This is a genomic window from Klebsiella terrigena, from assembly GCF_006539725.1.
Classification (GTDB): Bacteria; Pseudomonadota; Gammaproteobacteria; order Enterobacterales; family Enterobacteriaceae; genus Klebsiella; species Klebsiella terrigena.
In genome coordinates this window covers 144,943-159,665 of the sequence record NZ_BJNO01000005.1, presented here as the reverse complement: position 1 = coordinate 159,665, position 14,723 = coordinate 144,943, and the positions used below count along the sequence as shown (strand labels likewise).

At 57.7% G+C, this 14,723-nt stretch carries 15 protein-coding genes; 10 read left to right on the top strand and 5 right to left on the bottom strand.

The annotated features are described in order from the left end of the window. Positions 1-85 precede the first annotated feature (85 nt). On the bottom strand, positions 86-865 hold the full coding sequence (gene pdhR, locus RTE01_RS08840) for a pyruvate dehydrogenase complex transcriptional repressor PdhR (protein ID WP_041144071.1): 780 nt from the start codon (positions 863-865) through the stop codon (positions 86-88). 643 nt (positions 866-1,508) lie between these two features. On the opposite strand from pdhR, the gene aroP reads away from it, so the two are divergent. The 3 genes from aroP (at position 1,509) to RTE01_RS08825 (ending at position 5,411) form a co-directional block, all read left to right on the top strand. Beyond that, complete coding sequence (aroP, locus tag RTE01_RS08835) at positions 1,509-2,882, top strand: aromatic amino acid transporter AroP (RefSeq protein WP_123552731.1); 1,374 nt, start codon at positions 1,509-1,511, stop codon at positions 2,880-2,882. Between the two features lie 172 nt (positions 2,883-3,054). Then, a complete protein-coding gene (locus RTE01_RS08830; protein ID WP_041144069.1) occupies positions 3,055-4,461 on the top strand; it encodes a glycoside-pentoside-hexuronide (GPH):cation symporter in 1,407 nt (468 codons plus the stop codon). Continuing rightward, positions 4,461-5,411, top strand: coding sequence for a glycoside hydrolase family 43 protein (locus RTE01_RS08825; protein WP_115193559.1), 951 nt, complete (start codon positions 4,461-4,463; stop codon positions 5,409-5,411). The genes RTE01_RS08830 and RTE01_RS08825 overlap by 1 nt, the downstream gene beginning before the upstream one ends. A gap of 27 nt (positions 5,412-5,438) precedes the next feature. Here RTE01_RS08825 and ampE read toward each other — a convergent pair whose 3' ends face one another. Both ampE and ampD read right to left on the bottom strand, forming a co-directional pair. Next, the gene (gene ampE / locus RTE01_RS08820) at positions 5,439-6,293 is read right to left on the bottom strand and encodes a beta-lactamase regulator AmpE (RefSeq protein ID WP_041144067.1); all 855 of its coding nucleotides are present in this window, start codon (positions 6,291-6,293) and stop codon (positions 5,439-5,441) included. Then, positions 6,290-6,853, bottom strand: a complete 564-nt coding sequence (gene ampD / locus RTE01_RS08815; protein WP_041144066.1) for a 1,6-anhydro-N-acetylmuramyl-L-alanine amidase AmpD — start codon at positions 6,851-6,853, stop codon at positions 6,290-6,292. Before ampD ends, ampE begins: the two co-directional genes overlap by 4 nt. Before the next feature lie 294 nt (positions 6,854-7,147). Between ampD and nadC the strand changes: the two genes are divergently transcribed. The 4 genes from nadC to hofC all read left to right on the top strand — a co-directional run bounded on the left by nadC (position 7,148) and on the right by hofC (position 11,250). Continuing rightward, a complete protein-coding gene (gene nadC, locus RTE01_RS08810; protein WP_045859870.1) occupies positions 7,148-8,041 on the top strand; it encodes a carboxylating nicotinate-nucleotide diphosphorylase in 894 nt (297 codons plus the stop codon). 183 nt (positions 8,042-8,224) lie between these two features. After that, positions 8,225-8,656, top strand: coding sequence for a prepilin peptidase-dependent pilin (ppdD, locus tag RTE01_RS08805; RefSeq protein WP_134525250.1), 432 nt, complete (start codon positions 8,225-8,227; stop codon positions 8,654-8,656). A 10-nt stretch (positions 8,657-8,666) separates the two neighbouring features. Next, on the top strand, positions 8,667-10,055 hold the full coding sequence (gspE, locus tag RTE01_RS08800; RefSeq protein ID WP_134525249.1) for a type II secretion system protein GspE: 1,389 nt from the start codon (positions 8,667-8,669) through the stop codon (positions 10,053-10,055). Then, positions 10,045-11,250 carry a protein transport protein HofC gene (hofC, locus tag RTE01_RS08795; protein ID WP_115193561.1) on the top strand — a complete coding sequence of 402 codons (1,206 nt, stop codon included), beginning with the start codon at positions 10,045-10,047 and terminating at the stop codon, positions 11,248-11,250. Before gspE ends, hofC begins: the two co-directional genes overlap by 11 nt. Positions 11,251-11,283: 33 nt before the next feature. On the opposite strand, the gene RTE01_RS08790 is transcribed toward hofC, so the two are convergent. Beyond that, a complete protein-coding gene (locus RTE01_RS08790; RefSeq protein ID WP_076946385.1) occupies positions 11,284-12,327 on the bottom strand; it encodes a GMP reductase in 1,044 nt (347 codons plus the stop codon). A gap of 345 nt (positions 12,328-12,672) precedes the next feature. Between RTE01_RS08790 and coaE the strand changes: the two genes are divergently transcribed. The 3 genes from coaE to yacG are packed head-to-tail and all read left to right on the top strand — an operon-like array spanning position 12,673 to position 14,240. After that, positions 12,673-13,293, top strand: a complete 621-nt coding sequence (gene coaE / locus RTE01_RS08785; protein ID WP_041144060.1) for a dephospho-CoA kinase — start codon at positions 12,673-12,675, stop codon at positions 13,291-13,293. After that, positions 13,293-14,036: a cell division protein ZapD gene (gene zapD, locus RTE01_RS08780; protein ID WP_134525247.1), complete on the top strand. Its 744-nt coding sequence runs from the start codon at positions 13,293-13,295 to the stop codon at positions 14,034-14,036. Before coaE ends, zapD begins: the two co-directional genes overlap by 1 nt. A gap of 9 nt (positions 14,037-14,045) precedes the next feature. Continuing rightward, entirely contained in the window at positions 14,046-14,240 is a 195-nt protein-coding gene (gene yacG, locus RTE01_RS08775; protein WP_041144058.1) for a DNA gyrase inhibitor YacG, read from the top strand. 56 nt (positions 14,241-14,296) lie between these two features. Here the strand turns inward: yacG and mutT are convergent, their stop codons facing one another. Continuing rightward, positions 14,297-14,692, bottom strand: coding sequence for an 8-oxo-dGTP diphosphatase MutT (gene mutT / locus RTE01_RS08770; RefSeq protein ID WP_076946387.1), 396 nt, complete (start codon positions 14,690-14,692; stop codon positions 14,297-14,299). Between the last annotated feature and the right edge of the window lie 31 nt (positions 14,693-14,723).

Genomic DNA, 14,723 nt, shown 5'->3' with positions numbered 1-14,723 from the left:
CGCGATATAACCCGAACTATTTGAACAACCAAAAGCACAATAAGACAGGTTCTGCGTTTAGTTGCCGCGCTCTAAAAAATGGCGCTTAAGAACCGGAGTTCTCATCTTTCCGTTGCTGTAAACGACGCAGTGAGCGTTCTCGACGACTCTCCTCACGGCTACGATCCAGCAAAATTTCTTCAATGAACGCCAGGTGTCGGTGCGACGCTTCACGCGCCTGCTCCGGCTCCCCGGCGATTATCGCCTCGAAAATACGCGTGCGATGATTGCTGACCTGCGGGAGCATTTCCCGACGGGCGTACAACAATTCAAAGTTCTGGCGAACGTTTTGCTCCAGCATCGGCTCCATGCAGCGTAGCAGATGCAGAAGCACAACATTATGCGCTGCTTCGGTGACCGCAATTTGATACTGGACGACGGCATCGGATTCGGCATCCAGATCGCCGGACTGCTGAGCCCGTTCAATAGCCTGATGCAGCTCGCGAATACGTTCGCGGTCAGCATCATTGCTGCGCAGCGCCGCGTAATAAGCCGCGATGCCTTCAAGCGCGTGACGGGTTTCCAGCAGATCGAATTGGGATTCAGGGTGATCGGACAGGAGCTCTACCAGCGGGTCGCTGAAGCTCTGCCACAGGCTGCTCTGTACAAAAGTTCCACCGCCCTGGCGACGAAGCAACAGGCCCTTGGCTTCGAGGCGTTGAATCGCCTCACGCAGCGAGGGACGGGAAACGTCGAACTGTTTAGCCAGTTCGCGTTCAGGCGGGAGTTTTTCACCGGGGCGCAACGTCCCCTCAAGGATTAAAAACTCTAGCTGCTGCTCGATCACATCAGATAGTTTTGGTTGGCGGATTTTGCTGTAGGCCATATTCCCTGTCTCTGCCATTAGCCCGGAGTCAATTGGTCTTACCAATTCGCAGTTCGTAGCGGTAAAGTAACAAAGTATTCACCTTCTGTCCATACAGGTTTTGATTGAAATCAGTAAACCCGGCATATTTTAACAACCTTACAGAAATAACATTTCAGAATTGTAACTTCTCACAAATGATGTCTTTACCCCGTTGGAGGTAGCGTTAACTTTTATGAAACGTAAAACAGGCTATCTGAACCGATTCAACAGGCCAAAATGCGTCTTTATATTCAGTTTTATTGCGTGGTTAGTCATTAAGGGTTAAAAGCGCCCATCGCAGCCCTATTTACAAATGGTTTCTTTTTGTTCGCTTCGTCATCATCCCTTCATAAAGCAGGTGCATTCGCCCGCACTTATCACTATTCTCCATGATACAAAAGGCCTTTTAGTGATTTTATATTTCGCCTTGCGTAAAGAAATTAATACAGAAACGGAATTTCATAATTACACAACACAATAATGTCGACGCTAAATCACGCATAACAGGGCTGGTCATCAACTCTCAGCAATAGGGATAGCTATGCTATCTGGCAGGGACCGACACTAAAGCAACAGCCTGAAGGATGAAGCGTAAACGCAAAATAACCACACACGAGGTTTCATGATGGAAGGTCAACAGCAAGGCGATCGGCTAAAGCGCGGCCTGAAAAACCGCCATATACAGCTTATTGCTCTGGGCGGCGCTATCGGTACCGGCCTGTTTCTGGGCAGCGCGTCCGTTATCCAGTCAGCAGGTCCCGGTATTATCCTTGGCTATGCCATCGCCGGTTTTATTGCTTTTCTGATTATGCGCCAGCTCGGTGAGATGGTTGTGGAAGAGCCGGTGGCAGGCTCATTCAGTCATTTCGCCTACAAGTACTGGGGCGGTTTTGCCGGCTTTGCCTCCGGCTGGAACTACTGGGTGCTGTACGTTCTGGTCGCCATGGCGGAACTGACCGCGGTCGGAAAATACGTCCAGTTCTGGTGGCCCGAGATCCCAACCTGGGTTTCGGCAGCTATCTTCTTCGTTGCCATTAACGCCATCAACCTCACCAACGTGAAGGTCTTCGGCGAGATGGAGTTCTGGTTCGCCATTATTAAAGTCGTTGCCGTTGTGGCGATGATTCTGTTCGGCGGCTGGCTGCTGTTCAGCGGCAACGGCGGCCCGCAGGCAACCGTGCGTAACCTGTGGGATCAGGGCGGCTTCCTGCCGCACGGCTTCACCGGGCTGGTGATGATGATGGCCATCATCATGTTCTCGTTTGGCGGCCTGGAGCTGGTCGGGATCACCGCGGCGGAAGCGGATAACCCGGAGCAGAGCATTCCCAAAGCCACCAATCAGGTTATCTACCGTATTCTGATTTTCTACGTGGGCTCGCTGGCGGTACTGCTCTCTCTGCTGCCGTGGACCCGCGTGACCGCAGACACCAGCCCGTTTGTGCTGATTTTCCACGAGCTGGGGGATACCTTCGTTGCCAACGCGCTGAACGTGGTGGTACTGACCGCCGCGCTGTCGGTCTATAACAGCTGCGTCTACTGCAACAGCCGGATGCTGTTTGGCCTTGCCCAGCAGGGCAACGCGCCGAAAGCGCTGATGAACGTCGACAAGCGCGGCGTACCGGTGAATACCATCCTGGTTTCCGCCGTGGTAACCGCGCTGTGCGTGCTGATTAACTACCTCGCCCCTGAATCAGCGTTTGGTCTGCTGATGGCGCTGGTTGTCTCTGCCCTGGTGATTAACTGGGCGATGATCAGCCTGGCGCACATTAAGTTCCGTCGGGCAAAGCAGCAGCAGGGTGCGGTTTCCCGCTTCCCGGCCCTGTTCTACCCGGTCGGTAACTGGATCTGCCTGCTGTTCATGGCCGCAGTGCTGGTCATCATGCTGATCACCCCGGGCATGGCGATTTCCGTCTACCTGATCCCGGTGTGGATTGCCGTTCTCGGCGTCGGCTACCTGCTCAAACAGAGAAATGCCAGCGCCGTAAAAGCACATTAATACATCTCCAAACTCTGTGCCCGCCGCATCGTTGCGGGCACAGAGCACTGTTACCCACCTCACACTTCCCCTGCATCAGTCGTTTTGTCCATATCGTTAACCTGATACTGCAACGCATTTAACAACATATCAGCAAATAATCCTTCCATACCGCAACGGGGAGGATCTCCAGATGGCAGACAATAAGCTTTCAGTTAAAGAAAAGATTGGCTATGGGATGGGCGATGCCGGATGTAACATCATTTTCGGCGCCATCATGCTGTTTGTTAACTATTTTTATACCGATATATTCGGTCTTGCTCCGGCGCTGGTCGGCGTATTGCTGCTCTCGGTGCGCGTTATTGACGCCGTGACCGACCCCATCATGGGCGCGATGGCCGACCGCACCCGCAGCAAATATGGCCGCTTTCGCCCGTGGCTGCTGTGGATAGCCTTCCCCTACGCCCTGTTTAGCGTCCTGATGTTCACCACGCCCGAGTGGACGTATAACAGCAAGGTTATCTATGCCTTCGTCACCTACTTCCTGCTCTCGCTGACCTATACCGCCATCAATATTCCCTACTGCTCGCTGGGCAGCGTCATTACTAATGACCCCAGGGAGCGCGTTGCCTGCCAGTCCTACCGCTTTGTGATGGTCGGGATTGCCACGCTACTGCTGTCGTTAACGCTCCTGCCGATGGCGGACTGGTTCGGCGGCGCCGATAAAGCCAAAGGCTACCAGATGGCGATGACCGTGCTGGCGCTTATCGGCATGTGCATGTTTTTATTCTGTTTCGCCACGGTACGTGAGCGCGTGCGTCCGGCGGTACAAACCAATGACGAACTGAAGAAGGATTTCAAAGACGTCTGGAAAAATGACCAGTGGGTGCGCATTCTGCTGCTGACGCTGTGCAACGTCTGTCCGGGCTTTATCCGTATGGCCGCCACCATGTATTACGTCACCTGGGTGATGCAGCAAAGCACCCACTTCGCGACCCTGTTTATTAGCCTCGGCGTCGTCGGGATGATGATCGGCAGTATGCTGGCCAAGGTGCTGACCGACCGCTGGTGCAAGCTGCAGGTATTTTTCTGGACCAACATCGTGCTGGCTATCTTCTCCTGCGCCTTCTACTTCTTCGACCCGCACGCCACCACGATGATTATGGTGCTCTACTTCCTGCTTAACATCCTCCATCAGATCCCATCGCCGCTGCACTGGTCGCTGATGGCCGACGTTGATGACTACGGCGAGTGGAAAACCGGCAAACGCATCACCGGCATTAGCTTCTCCGGCAACCTCTTCTTCCTGAAGGTTGGGCTGGCGGTAGCCGGGGCGATGGTCGGCTTCCTGCTCTCCTGGTACGGCTATGATTCCGGTGCCAAAGAGCAAAGCGCCTCCGCCGTAAACGGCATTATCCTGCTGTTCAGCATTATTCCGGGCATTGGCTATCTGCTGACCGCAGGGGTGGTGAGGATGCTAAAAGTGAATCGCGAGTTTATGAGCCAAATCCAGGCCGACCTCGAGAAGCGCCGCGTCAACTACGGCGAGCTGAACGAACTTCAGGACCTCAAAACCAGCGAACAGATAAGGAAAGCCTGATGAACAACTGGCCGAATCCGTTTATTGAACAGCGCGCGGACCCGTTTATTCTGCGCCATCGGCAGCACTACTATTTTATTGCTTCGGTCCCGGAGTATGACCGGCTGGAGATCCGCCGCGCCGCCACGCTGGAGGGCCTGCGCGAGGCGCCGCCGGTGGTCGTCTGGCGCAAGCCGGAAAGCGGCCCGATGAGCCAGCTGATTTGGGCACCGGAACTGCATGAAATTGACGGGAAATGGTACATCTACTTCGCGGCGACCCACACCCACGATCTCGACGCGCTGGGCATGTTCCAGCACCGCATGTTCGTGCTTGAATGCGATGACGGCGATCCGCTGACCGGCAGGTGGAGAGAAAAAGGCCGGGTGAAAACCCCCTTTGACACTTTTGCACTGGATGCCACCACCTTCCGTCATCAGGGAAAGCAGTGGTATCTCTGGGCGCAAAAGGCCCCGCATATCGACGGCAACTCGAATCTGTATCTGGCAGAGCTGGAAAACCCATGGACGCTGAAAGGCGATCCCGTGATGCTGAGTAAGCCGGAGTTTGACTGGGAGTGCCGCGGCTTTCTGGTGAACGAGGGCCCGGCGGCGCTGTTTCATGAGGACAAGCTGTTCGTGAGCTATTCCGCCAGCGCCACGGATGAGAACTACTGCATGGGGCTGCTGTGGATCGACCGTCAGGCCGACCCGCTGCGGCCGGAGAACTGGCATAAATCACCGCAGCCGGTGTTTTGCACCAGCGATGCGAACCGCCAGTATGGTCCCGGGCACAACGCCTTTACGCAAACGGAGGAAGGGGAAGACGTGCTGGTGTATCACGCGCGAAACTACACCGAAATTGAAGGCGACCCGCTGTACGACCCTAATCGCCATACGCGGCTGAAGCGGATCGTCTGGCAAGAAAACGGGATGCCTGATTTTGGCATCCCGCCTGCGGATACAGACTAAGCGTCGCGCCCGCCGCCGGGCGGGCGCTTAAATCAGCGTGCCGTAAATCGTCAGCAGGGCCATAATCACCACCACCACCAGCGACGTTTTCTTGGCCATTGAGACGGCGGCCTTTGGCGTCTCGACCTTGTCGACATGCGGCTCGCGGGCAAGCGAGAACTGCGCCAGACGCGTTAGCACCTGATACTGCGACGAATGGCGATCGCCCAGCGAGGCGAACCAGGCGGGTAGCGCCTTCTCCCCGTGACCAACCAGCGCGTAAACCACGCCAACCAGCCGCACCGGCACCCAGTCCACGACGTGCAAAATGCCGTCAATTCCTGACTGTAAACGGTGGTGCGGCGTTTGATAGCGGGCCAGCCACGACTGCCATGCGCGCAGAACGCTGTAGCCAATCAGCGTGATCGGGCCCCACGGCCCGCCGACCACAAACCAGAACAGCGGCGCAAGGTAGTAGCGGTAGTTGATCCACAGCAGCGCATTCTGCAGTTCGCTGAGGTATTCGCGATTGTCGCAGCCCGGCGGGACGCCGTGGATAAGCGTCAGCTCGCTGGCCATCGCGTCGCAGGCATGCTTATCGTTGCGGGAAGCGGCCTTCAGGTAGGCGTGATAGTGCAGGCGGACTTTGCCGGCGCCAATGCACAGCAGGCCAAGCAGGATCCAGAACACCAGCAGCGGGACGTTAAACAGCACGCCGTGCAGCAGGCGCTGAATAATGTATACCGCGACCATCGCTACCGCCGCCATCAGCAGCGTGCCGAAAAGCGAGAAGTGCTTCACGCGACGGAACAGGACCTCGAGGCGATGATCGAGCTGCCAGTGCTCGCCCAGCTTAAACAGGCGTTCGGCGATGAGAACCAGCAGCGTAGAAAACAACGTCATGGCATCTCCTTATCTGACGAAGCGGTCAGCAGACCGCGAAATTTTGCCCAGTCAAACGCCGGGCCGGGATCCGTTTTACGCACCGGCGCGATATCGCTATGGCCGGTCATGTTTTCAGCGATGGCCGGATACAGCGCGGTCAGCAGCCGCGTAATCGCGGCCAGCTGCTGATACTGCGCCTCGGTATAAGCCAGCGTATCCGTACCTTCCAGCTCAATACCAATAGAGAAGTCGTTGCAGCGCTCGCGCCCCTGATAGCAGGATACGCCGGCATGCCACGCGCGCTTATCGAAAGGCACATACTGCACGATTTCACCATCGCGGCGAATCAGACAATGCGCCGAAACCCGCAGCTGAGCGATCCCGGCAAAATAGGGATGCGCGTTGGGATCGAGCGTACCGCTGAACAGAGCATCAATCCACGGGCCGCCAAATTCACCCGGCGGCAGGCTAATATTATGCACCACCAGCAGAGAGGGGGTTTCATCATCCGGGCGGCAATCATGGTGCGGCGAAGGAACCCGACGCGCGCCCACCAGCCATCCTCCGTTCAACTGCATTGCGGAGTCTCCTTTCACTAACGCATGCTCCCGGGCCGCCCATGGCCCAGGGATGCCGATTATCATACACAAATTCGTTCGGAACCGATCGCCGCAGCCGGCGGCGGAAAATGCGCCATCCGCTAATTCGACCTGCCCGCCCTTTAGCAAAGGAGCAGGCGCCGCGCCTCAACCTCTCCAGCGCAGGCACATCAACGCTGCAATAGCCTGAAGGATGAAGAGTATATGGTGTAGAAACGCCGTTCAGGTTAGCATGTTTCCCACTGCTGAATCTTATCTATCTGGAGCTTTATCATGTCGCCTCGTCGCTACAACCCCGACCGCCGCCGTGACGCGCTGCTGGAACGTATTAACCTCGATATTACCGATGCCGTAGCCCAGTCCCTGCGCGAAGATTTAGGCGGCGAAGTTGACGCTAACAACGATATTAGCGCGCAATTATTGCCGGAAAGCGCGCGCTCGCACGCGGTGGTCATTACCCGCGAAGACGGCGTATTTTGCGGCAAGCGCTGGGTGGAAGAGGTCTTTATTCAGCTGGCCGGCGATGACGTCAGCGTCACCTGGCTGGTTGACGATGGCGATGCGGTCAAGGCGGATCAGCCGCTTTTTGAGCTGCAGGGCCCGTCCCGCCTGCTGCTGACCGGCGAGCGCACCGCGCTGAACTTCGTGCAGACCCTATCCGGGGTCGCCAGCGAGGTGCGCCGCTACGTGGATCTGCTGGCGGGTACCAAAACCCAGCTGCTCGATACCCGTAAAACGCTGCCCGGCCTGCGCACCGCGCTGAAATACGCCGTCCTGTGCGGAGGCGGCGCAAACCACCGCCTGGGGCTGTTCGATGCCTTCCTGATCAAAGAGAACCACATTATTGCCTCCGGCTCCGTGCGCCAGGCCGTCGAGAAGGCCTTCTGGCTGCATCCGGACGTGCCGGTAGAAGTTGAGGTTGAGTCCCTTGATGAGCTGGATGAAGCCCTGAAGGCCGGGGCCGATATCATCATGCTCGATAACTTCACCCCGGACCTGATGCGCGAAGCGGTGAAGCGCACCAGCGGCCAGGCCGCGCTGGAAGTCTCCGGCAACGTCACCTTCGAGACGATCCGTGAATATGCCGAAACCGGTGTCGATTACATCTCCGTTGGCGCCCTGACTAAGCACGTCCGCGCGCTCGACCTGTCGATGCGTTTTCGTTAACGCTCCGCCCCGGCACGCATCGCCTGCCGGGGCGCACGCTTTGCGAGCGCGATCTCAGCGCTTTGCTCTCACCCTGTAATAAGTAGAAAAAGCCCGGGAAGCCGCTTCCTGAGCGCTCATTTACCGCTCGTCATCCTCCCCGCAGACCGCCACAGTGCTCCCGACGTTAATAAGGAGCAAACGATGGACAAACAACGCGGCTTTACCCTTATCGAACTCATGGTGGTGATTGGCATTATCGCCATTCTCAGCGCCATCGGCATTCCCGCCTACCAGAACTATCTGCGCAAGGCGGCGCTTACCGATGTGCTGCAAACCTTTATTCCCTACCGCACGGCGGTGGAGCTCTGCGCCCTTGAGCACGGCGGCCTCGCAAGCTGCGACGGCGGCAGCAACGGCATTCCCGCGCCCGCCACCACGCGCTACGTTTCCGCCCTGACCGTGGCTCAAGGCGTCGTCACGCTTAGCGGGCAGGAGAGCCTCAACGGGCTACGCGTCACCATGACGCCGGGCTGGGATAGCGCAAATGGCATTACCGGCTGGCAAAGAGAGTGCAACATCGCCAGCGGCGGCGCGCTCAAGCAGGCGTGTGAAGACGTCTTCCGCTTTAACTGAGGCCACCGCGATGAAAGCCGAAAAATTGATCGCCCTCTGCCAGCGCTACCATGCCCTGCTGCTTAACAGCGATGAGCAAACCCTCTCCATCGCGGTCGTAGACTCTCCGCCGCCTGAGCTGATGGAAGCGCTGCGCTTTGCCACGCAAAAGCGGATCGATATCGAGTGCTGGAACCAGGATAAAATGAATCAGCGCCTGCAGTCGTCCGCACAGCCCGGGCCATCTGCCGCCAGCGGCGAAGCACCGACCGGCATCATCGACCAGGTTAATCAGATTCTCGAGCAGGCGCTGCGCCAGCGCGCATCTGATATCCACGTCGAGCCTGGCGAAAATAGCCTGCGCATACGCCTGCGGGTCGATGGGGTGCTCCATCCGCTTGCGCCGCTCGCCGCCGAACTGGCGTTGCCGATAACGGCACGGCTTAAGGTGCTCGGGAACCTTGATATTGCCGAACACCGCCTGCCGCAGGACGGTCAGTTTACTCAGACGCTTTCGGGACAATCGGTCTCATTTCGCATCGCCACCCTGCCCTGTCGCTACGGTGAGAAAATCGTTCTGCGCCTGCTGCATCAGGTGGAACAGGCGCTGGACCTGGAGGCGCTCGGCCTATCCCCAGAGCAGCTTGCCGCCTTTGTCTCGGCGCTCAATCAGCCTCAGGGGCTGCTGCTGGTCACCGGCCCAACCGGCAGCGGTAAGACCATCACGCTCTACAGCGCCCTGCAGAAGCGAAACCGCGATGAGGTTAATATCTGCAGCGTGGAGGACCCGCTGGAAATCCCCATCGCCGGCATGAATCAAACGCAGATCAACCCGCGATCCGGATTAACTTTTAACAGCGTTCTGCGCGCGCTGCTGCGTCAGGATCCGGACGTTGTTATGGTCGGCGAAATCCGCGATGCGGAAACCGCAGAAATTGCTATCAAAGCGGCGCAAACCGGACACCTCGTGCTCTCAACGCTGCACACCAACTCGACCAGCGAAACGCTTATTCGCCTGCAGCAGATGGGGATCGCCTGCTGGATGCTCTCATCCGCGCTATCGCTGGTCATTGCTCAGCGCCTGGTGCGCAGGCTCTGCCCACACTGCCGCCGGGAAGCTGAAGGCGGCATCGACGTGCCGCACAGCCTGTGGCCGCGTCGGCTGCCCCGCTGGCAGGCGACGGGCTGTCGGCACTGCTATCACGGCTACTATGGGCGCCTGGCGCTATTTGAGGTGCTCCCGATAGGCACCGCGCTGCAGCAGGCTATTTCCCGGGGGCTGGGCGCGGTGGAAATTGAGGCCCTGGCGCGTGAGGCCGGAATGACGACGCTGTTTGAAAGCGGCTGCCTGGCCATTGAGCAGGGTCTGACCTGCTTTGAAGAGATGGTCCGCGTGCTGGGGCTCCCCCATGGCGACTGAACGCCTTTGGCGCTGGCGCGGGCTTGATCCTAAAGGATCGCTCTGTCACGGCTCGCTATGGAAAAGCTCCCGCCAGGAGGTGATGCAGGCGCTGCAGCATGAACGAATTATCCCCCTCGCGCTCCGCCGCTGCACGGTACGCAGCGCGCTTTGGCATCCGCGCTACAGCGGCCAGATTATCCACCAGCTGGCGACTCTCCTGCAGGCGGGACTGCCGCTTGCCGAGGGACTGGAGCTGCTGGCGCAGCAGCAGACGGGCGCGCAATGGCAGGCGCTGCTGCGAACCCTGGCTCAGGATCTCGCGCAGGGCATCTCGCTTTCCAGCGCGCTGGAAAGATGGCCGCAGGCGTTTCCTCCGCTCTATCTGGCGATGATCCGCACCGGGGAGCTTACCGGTAAGCTGGATCTGTGCTGCTTTCATCTGGCTCGCCAGCAGCAGGAACAGCTGCAGCTGAGCGAAAAGGTCAAAAAGGCGCTGCGCTATCCGCTGATCGTTCTGCTGCTGGCGCTGCTGGTGGTAATGGGTATGCTCACCTTTGTCCTGCCGGAGTTTGCCGCTATTTACCAGACGTTCAACACGCCGCTCCCTCTGCTGACCAAAGTGGTGATAAGCGCCGGAGAAGGCCTGAGCAGCCGCTGGCCACAGCTGCTGCTAATGGCGATATTACCGTTTCTCCTCAACCGGCTGGCCCATCGTCGCCGCTCGTGGCTACTCCGGCGACAAAAGCTGCTTCACGCTTTGCCGGTAGTCGGAAAGCTAATAGGCGGACAGCGGCTCAGCCAGATATTTACCGTTTTAACCCTCACGCAGAGCGCCGGCATCAGCTTTATGCAGGGTCTGGAGAGCGTAGAAGAGACGCTAAGCTGCCCGCTTTGGCGCCAGAGGATCCATCAGGTTAATACACAGATTGCCCGTGGGACCGCCATCTGGCAGGCGCTGGCGAACAGTGAAGGATTTACCCCGCTCTGCCTGCAGCTCATCCGCACCGGTGAGGCTTCAGGGTCGCTGGATATCATGCTGGAGAACCTGGCCCGCCATCATAGCGAGCGCACGCACCGCCAGGCAGAGGGCCTGGCCACGCTGCTGGAACCGATGCTGCTGCTGATAACCGGTGCCGTCGTTGGTATCCTGGTGGTGGCGATGTATTTACCCATTTTTCATCTGGGCGACGCCATTAGCGGAATGGGGGGATAGCGGCTGGCGCAGGAGGTGCGCCAGCAAGCGGCACTACAGGCTGTTGAACACGCGGTTCTCTTGTTCCTGTACGCGAATAAAGGTCGTGCGTTTGGTCAGCTCTTTCAGGCGGGAAGCACCAACATAGGTGCAGGCAGAGCGCAGGCCGCCGAGAATATCGCGGGCGGTGTTCTCAACCGGGCCGCGCAGGGGCAGCTTAACGGTTTTACCTTCCGCCGCGCGGTACTGCGCAACGCCGCCAACGTGACGGGTCATCGCGGATTCGGAGCTCATCCCGTAGAACAGCATAAACTTCTCGCCGTTCTCTTCAACAACGGTGCCGCCGCTCTCTTCGTGACCTGCCAGCATACCGCCCAGCATGACGAAATCAGCGCCGCCGCCGAAGGCTTTCGCTACGTCGCCCGGCGTGGTGCACCCGCCGTCGCTGACGATCTGGCCGCCAAGGCCATGGGCCGCATCGGCGCATTCGATAACCGCAGAGAGCTGCGGGTAGCCAACGCCGGTTTTCACGCGGGTAGTACAAACGGAACCCGGGCCAATGCCGACCTTCACGATATCCGCGCCGGACAGAATCAGCTCTTCGCACATTTCGCCGGTCACGACGTTACCCGCACAGATCGTTTTCAGCGGCCAGGCTTCGCGCGCCTTCGCCACGAACTGCACAAAATGCTCGGAATAACCGTTTGCCACATCAATACAAACGAAGCCGAGCTGCGGGTTCTGCGTCAGGATCTGTTTGGTTTTTTCGAAATCAACATCCGACGTACCGGTAGAAACCATGACGTACTTCAGCACATCGGCAGAGGTGGTCTGCACAAAGCTGCGCCACTCTTCTACGGTGTAGTGTTTATGTACGGCAGTCAGGATCCCGAATGAGGCCAGCGCTTTTGCCATGCCAAAGGTACCGACGGTATCCATATTCGCGGCGATGATCGGCACGCCGGACCAGGAGAGGCCAGAATGTTTAAAAGTGAATTCACGTTCCAGTTCAACATCAGAACGACTTTTGAGGGTAGAGCGCTTGGGGCGGATAAGAACGTCTTTAAAACCAAGCTTCAGATCTTCTTCAATACGCATGTGCGAATTCCTGGGGTTAATTGCATTATTGTGAGAGCACAACTCCAGTGACGTTATCATACGCACGAATCATGACTACGCAAGACTGCGATTTTCACTTTTTTTACGCTACAATCGTACAAATTTACCTGGTGGATTGAGGAAAGCGCGATCGCGACAATCAACGGCCAGAGCGTTATTTTTAACCATTTGATTTATATGTACAAAGCAATCCAGTATTCGTCGTAAAAGTCTCTTTCGGCTCGAAGCAGCCTGACGGGACACCCACCGCAGAGTCACGGCTCGTGAAGCGCGGGCGCTGCTGAAAAGTCAATGTGTATATGGTCAGTTTCAGGAACGGGGTATATGAGGTATACGGTAGCGTTAACGGGCGGCATCGGTAGCGGTAAAAGCACCGTAGCCGATGCATTCTCTCACCTCGGCGTTAACGTGATTGACGCCGACGTTATCGCCCGTCAGGTGGTCGAGCCTGGAACCCCTGCGCTACTGGCAATTGCCGCTCGTTTCGGCCAACAGATGATTAACGATGACGGCACGCTGAACCGCCGCAGCCTGCGGGAACGTATCTTCGCTCACGCCGAGGATAAAACCTGGCTGAACGCGCTGCTGCACCCGCTCATTCAGCAGGAAACCCGCCGTCAAATGCAGGCGGCGTCCTCTCCTTATGTTCTCTGGGTCGTTCCCCTGTTGGTCGAAAACAATCTCGTCGCCAACGCCGACCGCGTGCTGGTCGTCGATGTTGCAAAAGAGACGCAAATAGCGCGAACCATACTGCGCGATCGGGTCAGCCGTGAGCACGCAGAACGCATTCTCGCCGCCCAGGCCACGCGTGAACAACGCCTCGCCGCTGCGGATGATGTCATTGAAAATATGGGCCCTCCGGATGCCATCGCATCGGATGTCGCCCGCCTGCACGAAAAGTATCTAATGCTGGCATCGCAGGCCGCCTCACAGGAAAAATCGTAATGCATACCCCTGTTCAATTTGAACATCCCCTCAATGAGAAAATGCGCACCTGGCTGCGTATTGAATTTTTGATTCAACAGCTCTCCGTGCACCCGACGATCGCCACCTACTCGGATGCGCTCCACTTCTTCCGCAATACGGGCGATCTGCTGGACGTTCTCGAACGCGGCGAGGTGCGGACGGATCTGCTCAAAGAGCTCGAGCGGCAGCAGCGTAAACTGCAGTCCTGGGCAGAAGTGCCGGGCGTCGACCGCGGGCGTATTGACGAATTGCGTCAACAGCTGAAGCACGCCGGCAGCGCGCTGATGTCCGCCCCGCGCATCGGTCAGTTCCTGCGAGAGGATCGCTTAATTGCGCTGGTTCGCCAGCGACTGAGCATTCCGGGAGGCTGCTGCAGTTTCGATCTCCCTACGCTGCATATCTGGCTGCATATGCCTCAGGAGTATCGCGACGAGCAAGTTGGCAAATGGTTAGCGAGCCTGCAGCCGCTCACCCAGGCGCTGGTGCTGATCCTCGATTTGATCCGCAACTCTGCGCCCTTTCGCAAGCAGACCAGCCTCAACGGTTTCTATCAGGATAACGGCGATGATGCCGATCTGCTGCGCTTACGCCTCGATCTTGCCAGCCAGCTGTATCCGCAAATTTCTGGCCATAAAAGCCGCTTTGCCATTCGCTTTCTCCCGCTGGACAGCGAACTCGGTATCGTCCCCGAGCGCTTTGATTTTGAACTGGCCTGTTGTTAAGGAGGAAAGATGTCAAAAGAGACAATCGTTAACTGCCCGACCTGCGGTAAAAATGTGGTCTGGAATGAGCACAGCCCGTTTCGGCCATTTTGCTCAAAACGCTGCCAGCTGATTGATTTAGGTGAGTGGGCTGCGGAAGAAAAACGCATTCCCAGCGCAGGCGACCTGTCCGATACCGATGACTGGAGCGAACAGCAGCAGTAGCGCCGCGTCGGCAGAAAATCCCGGAGATGACCTTGCGTCCTGTCCGGGCCTTTTTCTCAGCGGGCGGCGTGCACTAATTTGCTGATAATCGGTTCGTTGGCTGGCGGAAACTCCTCGGCCAGCAGCGCCCGCTGGGCAATCCAGCGTCCCGGCTGCCCCTCTTTACCCCAGGGTTCGCCCTCCCAGTCGTCAACCAGCCAGAACCACAGCGTGATATGCCGGTCAGGGAACTGATACTCCAGCTTATCAAACAGGCTGGACGCGCGTACCGTAATGCCAACCTCTTCCTGTAGCTCGCGTACCAGCGCCTGCTCGGCCGACTCTCCCGCTTCAATTTTGCCACCGGGAAACTCGAGCTTATTTGCCATATGCGCATCGGCGGCGCGCTGGGTAATAAAGATTTCACCCTGCGGGTTACGGATGATGCCAACGGAGATTTGCAGTATTTTCATTGCGTTAATTCCATAAAAAAGGCGCAGATAT